This window comes from Carboxylicivirga sp. M1479, assembly GCF_007097485.1.
GTDB lineage: Bacteria > Bacteroidota > Bacteroidia > Bacteroidales > Marinilabiliaceae > Carboxylicivirga.
In genome coordinates this window covers 103976-121916 of record NZ_VKDE01000006.1, presented here as the reverse complement: position 1 = coordinate 121916, position 17941 = coordinate 103976, and the positions used below count along the sequence as shown (strand labels likewise).

Sequence of the window (17941 nt, the reverse complement as noted above, 5' to 3'; positions counted from 1 at the left end):
CTTATCACGGGTGCAATCGTTCAACCGCCCGATTGACAGGCATGCAATCGCTCTTGTGTTAGCGTGTTCATCACTCACTGTCGCGCCGTGCCATATGCGAGAGATAGCTATTTCATCAGCTTGCCTGGCATATTAATAGCACAGACGGATGTCATCATTAATAGCAGTTAACTCATAAAGATGACATCCGTTTCCTACTTATTCAGGCTTTTATTATCAGGGAAATTGCTTTTATAACTAATTACACCACCCCGCCTGTCGGCACCCCTCCTAAAATTCAGGAGGGGACGGTTTTTCATCCCTCTCCTCATTGCCAAGGAGGAGTACCACGAAGTGGGGAGGTGGTTAAAATGCTTATAAGCGAATTCCCTGCTTCTATTATTAATGATTCTTGTATTTTTAGGCAGAATTTTTTAACGAGCCGGCAATAGTCTTGATACTCAAATCTTGATACTTGATACTTTCTGGCTTGCCCAAATTAGGGGAGAGATGAAAGATTTGAGTAGACTGATCATGCACACCAATCTAAACATCCAATTTTCAATCGCTAATGCTTGAGTGAATTTCAACGATCTCATCTGTCTCGATACACCGTACCAGTCGAATTGTTTAAGAGCCATAAATAGTCTTTAAAATACCTGGGCATTGCGGGACTGATGTTTTGGTTTTTGGTGCTCGTTTGGAGCCTGGTCGTGTCTGCTAGGAGTCCGCTAGGGGTCTTGGTCGTATCTTCTTCGGCAACGCGCGCTAGCGAAGCCGTACCGAACAAGATACGATGCCGGTACGATGCAGCTACGATGCTGAGTCGACGAGCAGTTAATTAGTCACCAATACAACAAATATTATTTACCGAAGAACGTGGATAGCTTAAGTGAAGGTATAGGCGAAAAGAGAGCATGTTTTGTTAGGTATTCATTGCTAATCATTCTTTATTAAGGTGTGAGATGGAGATTCAACTCCGCTGGAGTTGTTGTTTCGAGAGGCCTTGTTTTTTATAAATATGTGATGCCTCCAGCATCAGTGAATCGTGATCCCAGTCGTATTAAATGTTGTCACAGTCTTTCGTCAACGACATGTCACTCATCCCAGCGGGATGATACATCTATAAAATATCTGGGTCAAGAAAAGGGTATCAACTCCTCTGGAGTTGAATATCCAATCATCTATAAAAATTTCATCTCGCTGGGATGACAAGCTCATAAGATGATCGTTTTAGGATTTAACACAAGGTGAGTTGGCAAGTAGTTAGAAGAAATTCGATTTGTTTCTTTAGAGAGCAGTACAGTAATGCTTAATGATAAAGTATTTCGTGAGTATTCGACAATAATTCACATACAGCCGTAATAGACTGAAAAGATACCTGCGGCATCACATGTATATATAGAGAAAATAGCAATATCTAAATTGTAACTTCTATGGAGTTGATGCTTATGCTCCCATTTCATCTTAGGCATAGTATGGTCTGGCAGTTACCAAACAGGGGACTTACTCGCATTAAGGTCATAGTATCTTCAAAGTTCCTTCGAAGTTTACTCAATGTTTGCTCAATTACAATTGATGAAACAATGACTAAATTATGTGTGATTTATACTTAATTATTGACTTATTTGCGAGTCGATCCCCTGCACGACCCGAGTAGGGGCTTTACATGGTTTTCTAAAATATCTACTCTTCTACGTAAATTGAGATATAGTTTATTTTTGATTAATGCCACTTGATACCTCAGAGCTTGCTCCGGGGGCATTCATTCGATAGTTGCCTTGGTTGTCGTTATGTATTTACAGCGCAGGTGTTCTTTCAATTTTGAATCATCCTTAAGCGAAGAAAAGAAATGTAGTTATCTCATAAACGTTATTGTATCCAATTTTTTGCCTTGTAAGGAAGAGGTATTTTGTGTGTAAGGGCGGTATTAGTTAATTGACAAGATCTGTTTTGAGCTATTTTATCATAAGTTGGAATTGAATAATTTTTTCTATTTGGCTAACAAGTAAATGTTATTGACAAAAATGAAAAAAAAATACATGAATAGCTGTTTTTTTGTGACGAATCAATGTGCTATTACGCTATTGAAGTTATGTTGTTTTGCTTATGTAAAAGAATTATTCTTTATTTTCACATGGCTTTTACTTGTTGGGAGTATCTACCAAACTCTATACCTATGAATTTCAATTGCGAACAAATCTGTAAAAATAAGGCATGTAAGGGGAACTTGCGTAAGTATGCTTTTTATAAGAATATTGTTAACACCTTTCTCAAATCCAATTATTTCTTGCAGGTGATTCCTGATTCATTGCATATGGGTGTCTTTTTATACGACACAAAAAAGGAGGGTATTGTTTATGCGGATGAGCGTTTTTTAGAAAGTAACGGAATAAAAAGACAACTATTTGAATGGCCAGCTATGCGGCGTTTGATTGTTTCTCGCATGCATGATGATGATGTACGTCGTTTAATGGTGGTAAAGCGTATTGCCCAAAAGAAAGGGCATGCACCATTTTTAAACGGTGTGCTTCGCTTTAAAAATCACGGTTCATACCGTTCGTATCAGTTTTTAGTTGTTAAACCTGAGATTGAGGGCTGTCATGCCAATCACTTTCGTATTGGTGTGCAAATGAAACACTCACCCCTGCAAAATAATACTGAGGATGAGCTCGATCAGGTAGAACACTATCAACAAATGATAATTGCTTTATCTGAACGTGAGCGAGAGGTGCTTCAGTTGATAGTTCAAGGAAAAACAGATAAGGAAGTTGGTGAGAAATTATTCATTAGCCTACACACAGCCAAGAAGCACCGTAAGAATATACTTAAGAAGCTGAATGTGAAAAATACGGCTAGCCTCGCCTTTATAGCAGGGCAATCTAGTTTATTAAATTAGGTGTTTTTGTAAAATACCGCTTTGGGGTTATTGAACTTCGAAAAATACCACCATAAGTTTGTTAAAGGTTTTTAAGTCTGAGAATAAAACACCCAAATCCTAAATCTCATACTAATTAACCAACAATTATTTTTATAAATTTTTTATTCAAACTTATTAACTATGAAAAAAGTATTTTTATTTGCTGCAGCCGCAGCATTAGTATTTTCTGCTTGCCAGAAAGAAGACAGAGTAAGTGACACAAAAACTACTGATGTTCAATTTAATGTTGTTGATGGACTTACAGAAACAGGCTTAAAAAGCGGAGATCTTAATAGAGGAAGTATTCCTGTTACTGTTAGTGAAATGAGTATATTGGCCGAGTCGGTACACCCAGATGTGTCTGCTGACTTTACGATTGTAGATGATGCTTCAGGTATGGCAGCTCCAATGCTTTCTGATGTATGGTATGGAACTAATGTTTTTTCAGCAACAACTAAGGCCACGACTATTGCAACACCTTCTTATGGTGATCATAAAGTATTCTTTGGTGATATGATCTATCCAAGTGGAGTTTACAAAGAGGTTGCTCCTGGTCTTGTTGCTTTTACAGATGTTAGACCTGGTGGAAGCTGGTCGCCAACAGTTATGGCAGAGCAATTGCGTACAAACGTGGTGCCTTATGTTGAGTTTAGTGGTGAGTCTAGTCCGATAGTCATTAATGATGCATATGCTGTTTCTCCTACTCAAATTCCTATTCATATGTCAACCACTTTTGGACAGTTGATCGTAACGTTCGAATTTGAAAAGCCATCACTAATAGATAATTATCATGCTCGTTTGTTTTATCAAGAACCTGTTGATATGAATAACGTTGGTGTTGATTACGACTATCTTAAAATTAGAAATAATTGGGATCGTTTTTTTACTTCGAATGAAAATTTAGGTACTGTTTATTGGTCAAATGCAGATGCAACAGTAGGGAAATGCTTGCCAATTGCTGTTGAGATTTACTCTTATGAAGGTGGTAATTATGTGCCTGTGAAGTGGATTATGCTAGATACTGATTATACGAAGATTGAAGCTGGTACTAGCAAGTGGGTAAGAGTTGTAGTTAACGACGAGGCTTTAATGACTAACGTAGACATGTTCAATTTTACATGGGATGGATGGTCAAATAAAAATGTTGATTTAGAAATTACTGACTAAATTGTATAATATCATATTAAAGGGGGTATTTGCCAATACTCCCTTTTCTTGTTCAATTTATTAATACTGTAATGGTATTTAGGATAACTAAATCATTCTTCAAAAAAAAATCACGTATGAACAAGCCAGGTAGAAATGTAGATCAAGCTCATCGCGTACCTTTAAAGTTACATATTGTACACGAGATTGAGCACGGCCTGATAAGTGTAACGGTCGCGAGAGCGAAGTATAGCATACGCGGTAAAATGACCATTTTAAACTGGTTAAGGCAATATGGTAAGCTTAATTGGGAGGATGAAACACCCTCAAGTCTGTTTAAATTAAAATTAAAGAAGGTCCTCGAACTATCGCCAGAACTCGAATTGTCAGTGTAGTGAAAATCTTTTTCGAAAATAAAATACTATTCGAATTAAATAAGCTAATAGTGTTTAAAATACTGTTTTTATTTAAGTGTTAATGGCTTACATTAATACGTTTATTAGAAAGTACGAAGGGTTTATATAGCCCTTTTGTTATGCCGCAAAGGTATAATCAGAAACATCTTAAAAGAATAACTAAGTAGTGATGATGTACTAGGCAGGCTCAGAAATCGTGTAGTTTTTTTGTATTAAGGGGATGATAATCGGTGTTGTGTGGTTCGTGTGGGGTACCTCCAGCATCTTTTTTTGTAGGATGTAAGTAATTCTGTTTGTTGAGCATTTTTTTGATGTATCTTCAACTCCGCTGGAGTTATTATTTCTGGTAGAATATTTTTTATAGATATGTGATGCCTCCGGCATCAGATGCACATGATGTTGTCCTTCAGCTGAATAAAACATTTATAGCGTATTTTCATTCACTTTATAATTTTCATCCCAGCGGGATGACATATCTATAGACAACATAGGACAAAGAAGGGAATCAACCCTCTGCTGCCGCGCTAATCCTTTCGCGTGGTTTTTATTAATAACTACAATTTCATCCAACAAGTTTTTCTCACCATTATAGAATTATGTCATTCCTCTTTATTTGAGTTTTATTGCCATTGTGTGTAGTATTTGCTTTGTCACAGAATAATACCAATACTACATTGAAACGCGTCTTATTCTTTCGCTCTAGAACATATGTTCTGTTGAAAAATATCTCCGTAACTAAGGCTGTGCCACAATTTTTGCCTCACATAAGTCCAAAATATTCAAAACAATTGGCTCTATATGATATTTAGTGGATTGTATGTTTTATATCTTGATGGGGTTGTCCACCCCAAACCCCGACTTCATTTTTTCAAAGATGAAAAAACGCAAGCAAAAAAATCTTTGGCTACGCCTGGTTACGCTCATAAAACTACGGTTGAATAACTGAAATCGTTAAAACTCGCTACGCTCAAACAGAAACGATTCTTAACCGTTATTATCAACCTATTTTTATGGCTTACCAGCCAAGGCCGATGTGTTTGTTGTACTACAATATAATTTTACCCACTATAATCCATATTGGCTCAAACAATTTAAGTCTCATTTCAAAATATATTGGTATAATTCACAAGTAAACTGCTTAGGATTGCAAAACTTATAATTGCGGCGCAATACTCAAATATGAAAGAGGTCACACCTAGTCATAGTTGAGCTTTCACTTGCTAGCGCAATGTACCACACGAAAGGATTCGTGCGGGAGCGTTTTTTTTGGGGGACCCATCAATATGAGCTGTAGATGTCCTTATTTGTCTAATAAAAGATTAACTACTCTTTTATTAAGTTCTCTCTTCCCTTTCATTCAATTATCTCGTAACTTACCTCATCAACCTGGTCTTGCCTTAAATGCCAAATGTGGATGTTATGGGTTTGAGGTATTTAAAAGTAAAAGCATGTCGTAAGCAAGTTACGCATCAGCAAGTGAGCGATCAGTCATCATCAAGGCGCTCATTTCTAAAGATAATAGGCTTTGGTGCCATCGCATGGAGCCCCTTGATAGAGTCGGCCTTCGCCTTATCGCGCAAGCCCTTCGTCATCACAAAGCGTAAGAATAAGTTATCTGTAGTGCGCAATGGTAAAACTGTTTGGGAAGTTTCTGATAAGGTATTTTCCGATGGTTATCAGCTTAGGTTGGAGAAGACCAAAGAGCAATATCTGATCCATGCCAACAACCTGAAGTATCACCACACTAATATTCGTTTTTCACTCAAGGCACGTGTATTCTTACTCAGAGGGGAGTGGCGCTGTAGCATTGAAATACCTGACTTAAACATTTCTCAGGAAGTTGATTTTATAGCCTGGCTAGACGGTGGTGTAGAACTAAAAGGACGCATTCAGCCATTACTCATTGTTAATAAGCAAGTAGCAAATATTTCAATTGAAACTAGCTCCTCTTGTACTCTGAACGCTGATTGGAAGATGAGCATTGTGTCGCCTCAATCCATTGTTTTCAAAAATGTAAGTGGGCGATACCTTACTGGTTCAATGTGTATAAGTCCGGCTATTGAAGATGATTCATTTTTGAAGGTGCGATCATTGGAAAGCACCTATATTCAATTCGAAGAGTTTGATGAATGGTACCGTTTTGTAAATATTCATTTGCCATCGCATCACCTGGCGCAGGCCGGTTCGCACTTGCCTGATGTTAATTTACAGCTCTCAGACGAGCTGGTAATGTGGACCAATGATTCTGAAGGGCGCATCAATCACCGTATTGGCAAAATGGATAGGGCCTTTGCCAAAGCATTCCTTTTTACTGAGTATTACTTGCATCAGGAGCCTCAGGTTTACCTGACAGCGAGTGTTGTTGATTGTTGGTTGCCAAGTGATCTGGGTTCTTTTCGTTTAAATCATGCATCCGATTTGCCAGATTATGAATATTATGGGAGTTTACAAGGTATCGATAGTGAACGTTTTCAGCCTCAATTAGTAGATTTTCAGCCTCTCATTGGTGGGGCCACGGTTTTAAGTGCAAACAAAGAAACTGACTTAATTGATATACAGCCACAGGAACCAGTTAAGAAGAAAAAAACGACTACTAGTCAATTAGTGGTGGCGCAAGATAAAGTAGTTTTTAAACCTAAGAAAGCACTTCGATTTAGAATACTTCGGCCTGAGGACATGTTGATATTAGAGTTTGAATTGCACAACTTCTCAATGGTGCGACAGGGAGCCATCTCCTTTGCTGAGTTAACAAATTCGAATAAGAAAGGCCTGGTCATTATCTCCTTTACTTCGCAGCATACCTTGGAAGAGGCCTTTTTTGAGTCGAACAAAATACCGGGTGTCAGCAGTTCCGATAGCGTTACTTTGCCAGCCAAACATTTGCGTGCTCGTAAAAGTCGCTTGGTATACGAATTACCTGCCAAAAGTAAAGGCATACCCTTGTCTATTGAGCATCTCTTGAGTTGGAAAAATCTAAAGCTACGTGTTAATCCACGTGCATGGATTAAAATACCTCAAAAGAAGCAGCTGGGGCGAACCAACTACAATACTACTAAGGCTGATGTGCCAACAAAAAAACGTGAATACCTCGATAAAGAATCGAAAGATTATGCCATTAAGCTGTATTCACACTCGCGCAATAAAAGTGTAAAACCAACATTGTACGATGATGGACAGTTGGGCAGATTACTAGCATCGGACAAGGTTCAAACCATTAAGCCCGGGTTTAATATTCATGCGGTAAAAAAGATTAACCTGAATGTAGAGCCTGTGCCGCCAACTGACACCTCCATCGAGGCACCTACCCTAATGTATATATCGCCTAATCAGGTCAGTGATTTTATCCATAAAAAAGTATTACAGCTGCGCGAGCATCAGGAAGTATCGAAACTAATAGGTAAGGGGCCGGCTAATTTCAATTTAGCGGCTGATAATTTAAGTACTAATAAAGGCGAGGTAGCTGAGCTGTGGCATACGATATTGGGTGTTAAGTTGAAAAACGGCAAGACTACACGTGAATTATCGGCTTTTAAAACCATAAGGGCTTTGTGGGCCGATGAAGCCAATGCCGATTATAAAATATTGCCACCATTGGGTAAGCCTTTTATGGCTTCTCTGGATGGTAACGACCGTCATGTGCTGGTGCATACCACCTCCAACTATTCCATACCTCAGTATTACCCTAAAGCGGTGGAGGTGAAAAATCTGATGCTCACATCACTGGGTGCTTACCTCGATTGGCATTCCTTTTTTGATGTGCCTTTGCCGGCGGATACGGAGTTGAACATTATTGAGTGGGAGCACCTGGCAACATTGGGGCGCGACCATTATGTGAAGGTTGTTCGTGAGGGTTACCTGTTTCCATTCGGACACCGGGCGGCTTTGGTGAAGGTAACGGAGCGTAAGTTTCACAAAGAGACAAAAGCGGCCGTTAATCGCCAGCGTATGTATATTGTTGTGTTGGAGAAGGAAGTTGTTTATGCGCGTAACAATCCGAATAGTCAATTTATCCCCTTTGCTTTTCAGGCGGTGCAGATTAATACCACTCAAACGCCCAATATCGATAATCCGCTGGAAGAGCCTATTATTAATGTGCCTTCGGGTGGCAATGAGATGAAAGTGATGTCGCTAACGGGCCAGACCAAGAAGTTTGGCAGCGGTGGCAATACATCTTATAACTTTTACATCAATGTTAATAAAAAAGGCTTTCCATTTGATTTAGTCGTTACCGATAAGGAAGGTCTTGAGCATGCTTTGCGTATGCCGCTGGTGTTTTTGGAAAACAAAGTAGCTCGAAAGAGTAATCTGGTTCAGCAGATCATTGAAAAATACAATCCCAATGAATTGTATAATAACATGAATTTGAATGAGCAGGACATAGCCTATGCCGAAAGTATGTTGGATGGTGATACCTCCTTTGAAACTAAGACTATTCATTTTGGTGCTGAGGTATATCCTGCCAGCGGAGAGGCTGATATAAAGTTTCATCCCATCATTCAAGAGGCCAAAGTATTTATCAAACAGTTGAATGAGATGACTGGGGTACGCCAGGCAGCTGCCATACAGTTGGAAGATGATAACAATGAAGGAACTGTTTTTGCCTCGGTGAAAGATGCGGTGGTGGACTTTTCCAATGGTTCCGACAAAGCAGGTGGCTTCATGTCGCCCAATATGGGTATTTCGGCCTTGAGTAAGTTGCAGGGGCCAGTGGGTGGCGAGTTAACGGATAGTAAAGCTCTGGCATTTAATCCGGATGACTTCTTCAAGGCTTTGGAAGATTTTCCTGTGGCGAAGATATTTGGCGTTATTAAGATATTTGATTTACTGCTGGGAGACATGAATCTGGCCGATGCTTTTGATGGTATTAAAAATGCGACTAAGCAAACTAAGCACGAGATAGAGGATATCAAGACGGAGATTCTTTATCTGGAGAATCAGGCCAGGGAATTGCAGGAAGACTTAAGTGAGCAGATTAACGTTCTTAAACAAAACATAAAGGATAAAACGGATGAGCTCTTGGATATGCTCAATGGCAACATTCCTAAAATACCAAACTTTAAAACCTTTGTGACGGCTGAGGCTTTCTATGCCGAATATAAATGGCAGCCTGAGTTTAAGTCCAACCCGATTAAGGTTATTGACGATATTCTGCATGTACGGGTGGATGACCCGACTAAAGCATTAACCATTACCACATCGCTGGAAAAACCATTTGATGGCTCTAAAGAGGCTTCTTTCACCGGATCAGCTCGCTTTGAGAAGTTTGGGATTGATCTGGTGCCATTGCTAGCGGTTAACTTTAATTTTATGGAGTTTAAAACTGGTAATGCGCAGAAAACAAATGTGAAGGTGGATATTGATGCAGATAATCCTATTCAGTTTAAGGGAGCATTGAGTTTTGTGAATAACCTGCAGAACATTATTCCAAGCACTGGATTCTCTGATGATGGCCCTTACATCAAGCTACAGCCTACGCAGGTTACGGCCGGTTTTACCATTGGTATACCTAATGTGGAGGTGGGGATATGCATGATTAGCAACATTAGTTTGGGAGCCCACGTTACCTTGCCGTTTACCGGTGCGCCATTGGAAATGGGCTTTAACTTCTGCAAGCGTGAGAACCCATTTATGCTGACCATCTCTTGTTTTGGTGGCGGTGGTTACTTCATGATGATCACCACGTTAAAAGGCCTTAAGTCCATTGAAGCAGCTTTGGAATTTGGAGCCGCTATCTCCTTGAACGTGGGAGTGGCATCAGGTGGAGTATCGGTCATGGGTGGCATTTATTATAAGTTTGAAATTATTGAGAAAGTATTACCTACGCCTGATGGCGATGTGGTGGAAGAGATTGGCTCATCAACTATTATTGGTTACATACGCATCAATGGACACTTATCTATTTTAGGAATTATATCCATCTCCATGGAGTTCTATTTAGCTTTTATTGCTGTCTTTTCAGAAGGTAAAGTGCAAAAGCTAGAAGGTGTGGCCACCATCAAAGTGAAAGTGGAGGTGTTGTTCTTTAGTAAAACGGTTTCGGTAACGGTGCGTCGTGAGTTGAAAGGGGCAGATGCCGATCCTAAGTTTATTGAAATGATTGATGAAGATGACTGGCAGGAATACTGTATGGCATTTGCTGGGTAATAACAATTGAAGCACATTGATATGGAAATTATACTAACCACATTACCACACGAACACGATTTGAACAATGATGTTCTTAAGCTGTCTGTTTTTGTTTCGGTGAAGCTGAATACACCTAGTGATACCACGCTTGCTTCGTTTCCGGATATAATGACCTGGCCCGATAAAGTTTTAAATGCTGACTTTGGATTGCGAATGGACGATGGCACCTTGTTGGAAGCTCAGCTGGATAAGAATCAGATTAATTCTGAACTCTTTCAGCGCTTATTACATGCTGATATTAAGGTAGATGATTTTAAGGATGATGAAGCGCTCGTTCAAAAGCGTATCTATTCTTTCCCTGTGAAGCACGTGCAGGATTTTATACTTAAAACAGTTAAGGAGGAGGCTGTTGTTAATCCATCACGAAAGATAAAGCCAGAACGCTTTGTGGATGAGTCACAATTAGGTGCTATTAGTCAATATAAACTGCAAGGTGATGAGGTCAAGCGTGTTTCGCAAAATAAAACGCGCAAGGCTTCGACGGCACCTATTATGATGCGCCAGCAGGATGAGGATGTGCAGATTCGCCAAAAAGTCAGAAGCAACAGGTTTAAGAGCTTTGAAAAAGATATGAATCCCAAAAGTGACTTTGCGGAGTTGCGACAGTTTCATAAGGTGGATAAAGCCATAAAAACGACGCCTAAGATACAGTTAGAGAAACCAAGCTTTGAGTTTCACGATGTGGTTGCAACCATCAATAGTTATCCGCAGATCATGCGAAAAATGGGCTTTGTGTTGGATTTTAGCATCCCATATGATGATAAGCTGTCGAAAAAAGGCACCATCAGTCTTGTGCCACAAAACCTGGAGTTGAGTGATGATTATGCTTTGTCCATACCAAATACGGCTTATGAGATTACGGATGATGGCTTTTTTACACGTGATAAAGCAGATTCCCTTTTTAATCAGGGTTTTGTAAAAGTGAATACCAATGAATTTGAGGTGGTGCAGATTGATGCTGACGGAGCTGCCTTAAAAACAAATAACATGACCGAAAGTAAGGTTCAGGAGATTGCACGTTTCTATGAAGTCAAAAGTGAAATATCGCGCAGTAAAGTAGTGCGTCAGGAGATTCTTGATGAGGTGGAGCCGCCGCAAGAAGAAGGCTTGCCTTATGTGCGATCTGCCGGTATTGCCATAACCAAGAACGGTATGGCAGAACATTTATTTAGGCGGATAGAAAGAAATGTAGAGCTAAAGAATGAGTTTAAGGATGTGAAAGTGAAGTCCTTTGATTTAAAGACTATTAAATCCAATAAATCGCAGTTAGAATTAAAATCGTTTAAGCTAAAATTGCCAAGTAAGGCCTTGTATTCTGATGATGTGGTGCAGGGCTACCGAATGGATATAGCCTATGAGGAGGAACCGGATAGCTGGCATTCATTGCACTGGCGACAGGATATGTATCAATGGTACGACGAGAGCAATACCCCTCACCCGATTGAGGGCATTATTCCTGATGAAGGATTCATACAGTTGGGGCTGACTGAAGATCCCGATGATCCTGATGATGTGTTTGTATCTGAAACCATGGCGCGCTGGGAAGGGTGGAGCCTGTCGGTGCGCAAGCCCGGATACGCCATCAATGAATCTGACGATTATGAGTTGCAGGACGGTGAGACTGAAAAGAAGGATTTTGTACATAAATCAAAGTCACTTGAAAATATAAAGTATGCTTATGATAGTGAACTGGATTTCCGTATTCATGCCGAATCAAAAACTGTAGCAGGTACTTTGCCTATGCTGCGATTTGGAAGGTCCTATCGCTTACGCATCAGAACGGTAGATTTAGCAGGAAACAGCGTGAGTCATGAAGTAAAGACAAGTGACAAAGCTTCATCAGAAAGAACGAATATCAAATACCTGCGTTACGAACCTTTGGTGAGTCCAATTGTGTTGGTTGGTAATCAATTAAAAGATGGTGAGTTTTTGGAGAGTATGGTGATTCGCTCCAATTTCGATCAGTCGACAGAAGCTTATGAAGCTAATTTTATAGTTGATAATCAGCCGAAGGATGCTTATTCGCTGAGGTATTTATTGCCACCTAAGAATAGTCAGCAAATGGCCGAGAGTCATGGCATGTTCGAAAAGGCCTTTGGTGATGCGCAAAAAGCAAAAGAAATATATAAGATTATTACGGAGCATGAAGGTTTGTATCAGCAGGACGAGAAGAATAAAGAAAAGGTCTATCAACCTTCTGATGTGGAGATTATTTATTTACCTGACCCAATGGCGGCCGGTGTTGCCTTGTTTTTAGCCGATGATTGTGAAAATACCCACACCCAGGAGTTTGAACCTCGTTTATTTAGTTTCTTTTCAAAAGATGAAATTAAACCTGATAAAACGAATGCGATTGAGATACCTGAAGATTGGTACAAAAGTGGATATATCCGCATTCAATTGGAAGAAGGGGAGTACAATGCACAATGGAATGCCTCGGATAAACAATTGACTTTTTATCTGCCAAAGGGTATACGTACACGAATTCGTTTCAGTACGTTTTGGCGCGAAAGTGATTTGAAAGAACTATCGGCTATCTGGCAGTTGGCGCAGGAGGAAGGTGATATTCAAGAGGCGAAAGAATTGGCCTTTTCGGGGCGCCACTGGATGGTGAGTCCTTCGCGAGATATGGAATTGGTGCATGCCGTGCAGCAGCCTGTTGATGTACCTGTGATAGAGGACTTATTGCCTAATCGTGATTTTGCCACCAATCATGCAGATATTAATATTCGCTTTGATATTCATGGTGAGAGTACTGAAAAGGTCGAATTGCAGGCTCGCTGGAAAGAGCAATGGGATGATGGTATTTCTGTGTCTATCAAAGAGCGGGAGGGAAGCAATAGTATTCCGGATACAATAATAAATTACCACGACGATGTGGTTACACGAGGTACTGTTCCTGAACCTGAAAAACTACAGGTGGCGCCTGTTCAAAACATACAAGAACAGCCAATGAAGGTATTTGCAGTGAGAAGTATGTCTGAGTTTGAAGTAGAGCCACAGCCTAAGGCCAAACGCATTAACAAGGACTATCAGGCTCAGAACTCTTCTTATCAGAAGCTTCAATCTGAAAAGGTTAAGGCGGTTGACAACCTGGTTAATCGGGTCAAATTTGATGTGGAAGAATATAAATTCAACTTCTTTAAACGCATTAATCTTCGCCTGGCGCCTTTGAAGCATCAGTTTGGTGATACACGGCACCGCTGGGTTGATTATCGTCTGTTGGCCGCCTCACGATACGATGAGTACTTTGATAAAATACTCGCTGCCAATCCTGAATTGAAAACTGGCCGAGTGAGTGAATGGAAAGAAAAAGTGAGTATTCCGAGTTCGGCACGCCCAAAGGCACCGGAGATAGATTATATCATTCCAACATTTGAATGGCGAAAAACACAGAATGAGACAGCTATGCGTCATCAGCGCATGGGAGGAGGCTTACGGATATTTATTAAGCGTCCATGGTACTCATCAGGCGACGATGAGATGTTAGGTGTTGTCTTGCCTGAAAAAGGATATAATCCAACCAATTTTGTGAGTAAATCGCCTGGGTACGATACTGATTATACCAGCTGGGGCATGGATCCCTTGTTGTATTCTGTGCAACCACAGGCGCATTCTCCTAAACTGGAAGATTTTTATATGAATCCGGTGATAGATGAGAGTTTGCAATATCCAGATAAAAGCAAGCGTGCCAAAGTAGTGGCTTATCCGGTGCTGTTTGATGATGAGCGGCAGCTGTGGTTTGCTGATATTCGTATCAATCCGCAGAGTATGTATTTCCCGTTCGTTAAGTTGGTATTGGCACGCTATCAGCCTTATTCTGTTAGAAAGGAAGACCAGGATGTGTGTTTGTCACCTGTTGTAAGTGCTAATTTTAATCAGTTGGTTCCCGAAAGACAATCAACCATACGTTTTGATAAAGCGGATGTACATCATAAATTAACAATTACGATAGAAGGAACTATATATGACGAAAAGTACGTCAAGTATGGAAACTACAATTTTTTGAAGATTAGTTTTCAGGATACGAAATATTCGCGACCAATTTATGGAACTGTTAACGATGGTAATGTTGATAAGAATTTGCAAGAAGAGACATTGCTTATTCGTATATCGCCCAAATATGTGAGTAATAACCGTTACTTAATAAGCAAAGAATTTAAACTACCAAGCAAGTATAAGAAGGATGCTTATCAGATTATTATTGAGGAATATGAAAGAGGGCCTAGTCGAATAGCCGGATTGCCTGCTGAGTATCAGAATCGATTGGAGCAGTCGGAGCAAACCGACCGCCTCATTTATGCTGATGTATTTAATGTGAATAAAACTGAGATGACTATATCTGGTTGATTAATTCAACTCGTTTTCAATAATTTCTGAAAATACATTTTTGATATTAAGCCCGGCAGCTTCAATCTGCTGAGGGATAAAGCTGGTCACCGTCATTCCTGGTGTTGTATTTACCTCCAGCAAAAAGATTTTGTTATTGCTGATGATGTAGTCGATGCGCACAATGCCCTTGCAGCCCAGTATGTCGTAAATGAGTGATGAAATGGATTGGATGCGGTCTCTTGCGGCGTCCTCAATTCGAGCAGGTGTTATTTCCTCTACTTTGCTGGCCGTGTATTTGGCTTCAAAATCGAAGAACTCGTTTTTACTTACCACTTCTGTTACTGGAAACACCTCTTGTTTGCCCTTAGTTTTATACAAGCCACAGGTTACTTCGGTGCCGCCAATAAACTGTTCAATTATTACTTCATCACTTTCGGTAAATGCTTTTTCTATGGCTGATTTGAGCTGGCTGGCCTCTTTTACCTTTGAAATGCCAAAGCTTGAACCGCCTGCATTGGGTTTAACAAAACAAGGCAATCCTAGTTGCTCAACAATGTCTTTATCATTGTAGCTATTGCCTTTTCGAACCAATACTGAGTCGGCCACGGCCACGCCAAAACCTTTTAGATAGGTATTACAGGCAAATTTATTAAAGCTGATTGACGCAGCTTGCACATCACAGGTACTGTGAGGGATGTTAAGCATGCTTAAATAGCCTTGCAATAAGCCATCTTCTCCTGGTGTACCGTGTATGGTAATGTAGGCAAAATCAATCTTTACCTTCTTGTCATCCTTGGTAAATGAAAAATCATTTTTATCAATAGGGAACTCCTGGTTGTCAATTACAGCGCACCACTTGTCGTGGCTTATTAGTATGGGATAACGGTTGTATCTGGTTTCATCGATAAAGGACATAACGCCTTCTTTACTCTTTTCTGATACAATTATTTCGGATGAATAACCACCGTAAATGACACCAATATTTTTCATTTTAGAATGATGAGTTTGAGTTTTATTAATCGTTTTCTCTGCCTGCTATATATCCCCTCCACTTTTCAATGGCTTGCATCATATCATCTGGTATCTCCGTATTGAACGAAATACTTTCTTTCGATGTTGGGTGCACAAAGCCTAATGTTTTGGCATGTAATGCCTGACGAGGTAATATTTTAAAGCAGTTCTGAACAAACTGTTTGTATTTGGTAAAAGTAGTACCCTTTAAAATATGATGACCACCATAGCGTTCATCGTTAAACAGAGGGTGACCAATGTGTTTCATGTGAGCCCTAATTTGGTGAGTACGCCCTGTTTCCAGTCGGCATTCAACCAATGATACATAGCCTAATCGCTCCAAAACTTTATAATGGGTTACGGCATGTTTGCCTCGGTCTCCTTCGGGGAAAACGGCCATTTGTTTGCGGTCTTGCAAACTGCGTCCAACATTACCTACAATCGTACCCTCTTCTTCTTTTGGTTGTCCCCAAACAATGGCTACATAGGTTCTGCTTGATGTCTTTTCAAAAAACTGACGCGCCAAAAAGTTTTTAGCATGTTCTGTTTTGGCTACAACCAATAAACCTGAGGTATCTTTATCAATGCGATGCACCAGGCCGGGGCGAGGATCCTCTGAGTTAAATAAAGGTAAGTCCTTTAGGTGCCATGCTAAAGCGTTTACCATGGTGCCAGTGTAGTTGCCATGGCCAGGGTGAACCACCATGCCTGGGTTTTTATTGATGATGATTAAATCGTCATCTTCGTATGGTATGTTCAATGGAATATCTTCAGCGATGATTTTAAGTTCTCGCCTCGGAAACGACATCACAATGGTAATAATATCGTTGGGTTTAATCTTATAGTTGGACTTTACTGGAATGTCATTCACACGAATGTTTCCAGCGGCAGCCGCATCTTGTATTTTATTGCGTGATGAATTCTCAATACGATTAACCAAAAACTTGTCAATGCGCAAAGGTTTTTGACCTGGATCAGTTTCAAAACGATAATGCTCATACAGCTCATTGCTCTCTTCTAATTCTTCAAATTCATCTTCTTGTATGTGCTCAGTCATCTTTATTTATTTACTGATTTGTTAATCGTTTATTTACCAAGCCTTAATTGCTTTGATGCCGCAAGGCTTTTTTGAGGAGGTTCCGCGTTTAGTAATTTATTTTTGCTGTATCAACACTTAACCAAACATCAATGGATGCCCCCAATGGAATGCGTGCACCTGACTCGCCTGCTGGCTGCTGTTGCCAAATAACTGCGGCAAGTGAGTCTTCTGCCGTTGTTACTGATTCGTCGTAAATAGCAGCACCAATATTAAGAGAAACAGAAACAGTATAGTCCTGAGCTTCGCTTAATGTTAAGGCTTGCAGGTCTGGCACATTGGTGCGTTCGGTACTTAATCCTTTTCCGATGTGCAAGTCAATAACCGATCCTTTTAAAACTACCTTGCCAGGTTCAACGGGTTTGCCTTTGTAGAGTTGTTGAATAACCAAATTTCTATATTCGCTAGGTACATATATAAGTTCACCAACAACAAGGCCGTATGACTCTAAAATAACTTTGGCGTTTCTGAGCGAGTAATCAATCAAATTAGGAATCTGTACTTGTTCAGGAGCAATGGCTTTAATGGTGAAATGAATATTTCTATTTTCCTTAACCATGCTTCCGGGAGCCGGTATTTGTTCAATAACCGCACCAGGGAAATAGCCATCGACATGAGCCGAGTCAATGATGTTATAGCGGAATCCTTTTTCTTTAATCAGCTCACTAAATTGATCTTCAGTCAGTCCTTTAAAATCAGGAACAGGATAATATTCGCCATGGTTTGTATACACATTAAGGCTTACAAATGTTGCAGCAATAGCCAGTGTAATGACGACAATTGCGATAACAATATTTTTAACAAACACATTGTTAATGATTCCTTTTAAGAATGACATAAGCATCTCCTTTTATA

8 protein-coding genes are annotated in these 17941 nt (G+C 40.0%); 5 read left to right on the top strand and 3 right to left on the bottom strand.

The genetic code is table 11. The annotated features are described in order from the left end of the window. Nucleotides 1–2158 precede the first annotated feature (2158 nt). The 5 genes from FNN09_RS06240 to FNN09_RS06220 all read left to right on the top strand — a co-directional run bounded on the left by FNN09_RS06240 (nucleotide 2159) and on the right by FNN09_RS06220 (nucleotide 14997). Complete coding sequence (locus FNN09_RS06240) at nucleotides 2159–2878, top strand: helix-turn-helix transcriptional regulator (RefSeq protein WP_185968899.1); 720 nt, start codon at nucleotides 2159–2161, stop codon at nucleotides 2876–2878. A gap of 162 nt (nucleotides 2879–3040) precedes the next feature. Further along, on the top strand, nucleotides 3041–4066 hold the full coding sequence (locus tag FNN09_RS06235; RefSeq protein WP_143300637.1) for a hypothetical protein: 1026 nt from the start codon (nucleotides 3041–3043) through the stop codon (nucleotides 4064–4066). A 116-nt stretch (nucleotides 4067–4182) separates the two neighbouring features. Then, a complete protein-coding gene (locus FNN09_RS06230; protein WP_143300636.1) occupies nucleotides 4183–4440 on the top strand; it encodes a hypothetical protein in 258 nt (85 codons plus the stop codon). Nucleotides 4441–5880: 1440 nt separating this feature from the next. Further along, a complete protein-coding gene (locus tag FNN09_RS06225; protein WP_143300635.1) occupies nucleotides 5881–10605 on the top strand; it encodes a hypothetical protein in 4725 nt (1574 codons plus the stop codon). Nucleotides 10606–10626: 21 nt separating this feature from the next. Continuing rightward, the gene (locus FNN09_RS06220) at nucleotides 10627–14997 is read left to right on the top strand and encodes a hypothetical protein (protein WP_143300634.1); all 4371 of its coding nucleotides are present in this window, start codon (nucleotides 10627–10629) and stop codon (nucleotides 14995–14997) included. Here FNN09_RS06220 and FNN09_RS06215 read toward each other — a convergent pair whose 3' ends face one another. From FNN09_RS06215 to FNN09_RS06205, 3 genes are all read right to left on the bottom strand, one after another. Further along, a complete protein-coding gene (locus tag FNN09_RS06215; RefSeq protein ID WP_143300633.1) occupies nucleotides 14998–15969 on the bottom strand; it encodes a D-alanine--D-alanine ligase in 972 nt (323 codons plus the stop codon). Between the two features lie 25 nt (nucleotides 15970–15994). After that, complete coding sequence (locus FNN09_RS06210) at nucleotides 15995–17047, bottom strand: RluA family pseudouridine synthase (protein ID WP_143300632.1); 1053 nt, start codon at nucleotides 17045–17047, stop codon at nucleotides 15995–15997. A gap of 88 nt (nucleotides 17048–17135) precedes the next feature. Next, on the bottom strand, nucleotides 17136–17924 hold the full coding sequence (locus FNN09_RS06205) for a PASTA domain-containing protein (protein ID WP_185968898.1): 789 nt from the start codon (nucleotides 17922–17924) through the stop codon (nucleotides 17136–17138). Nucleotides 17925–17941: the final 17 nt, after the last annotated feature.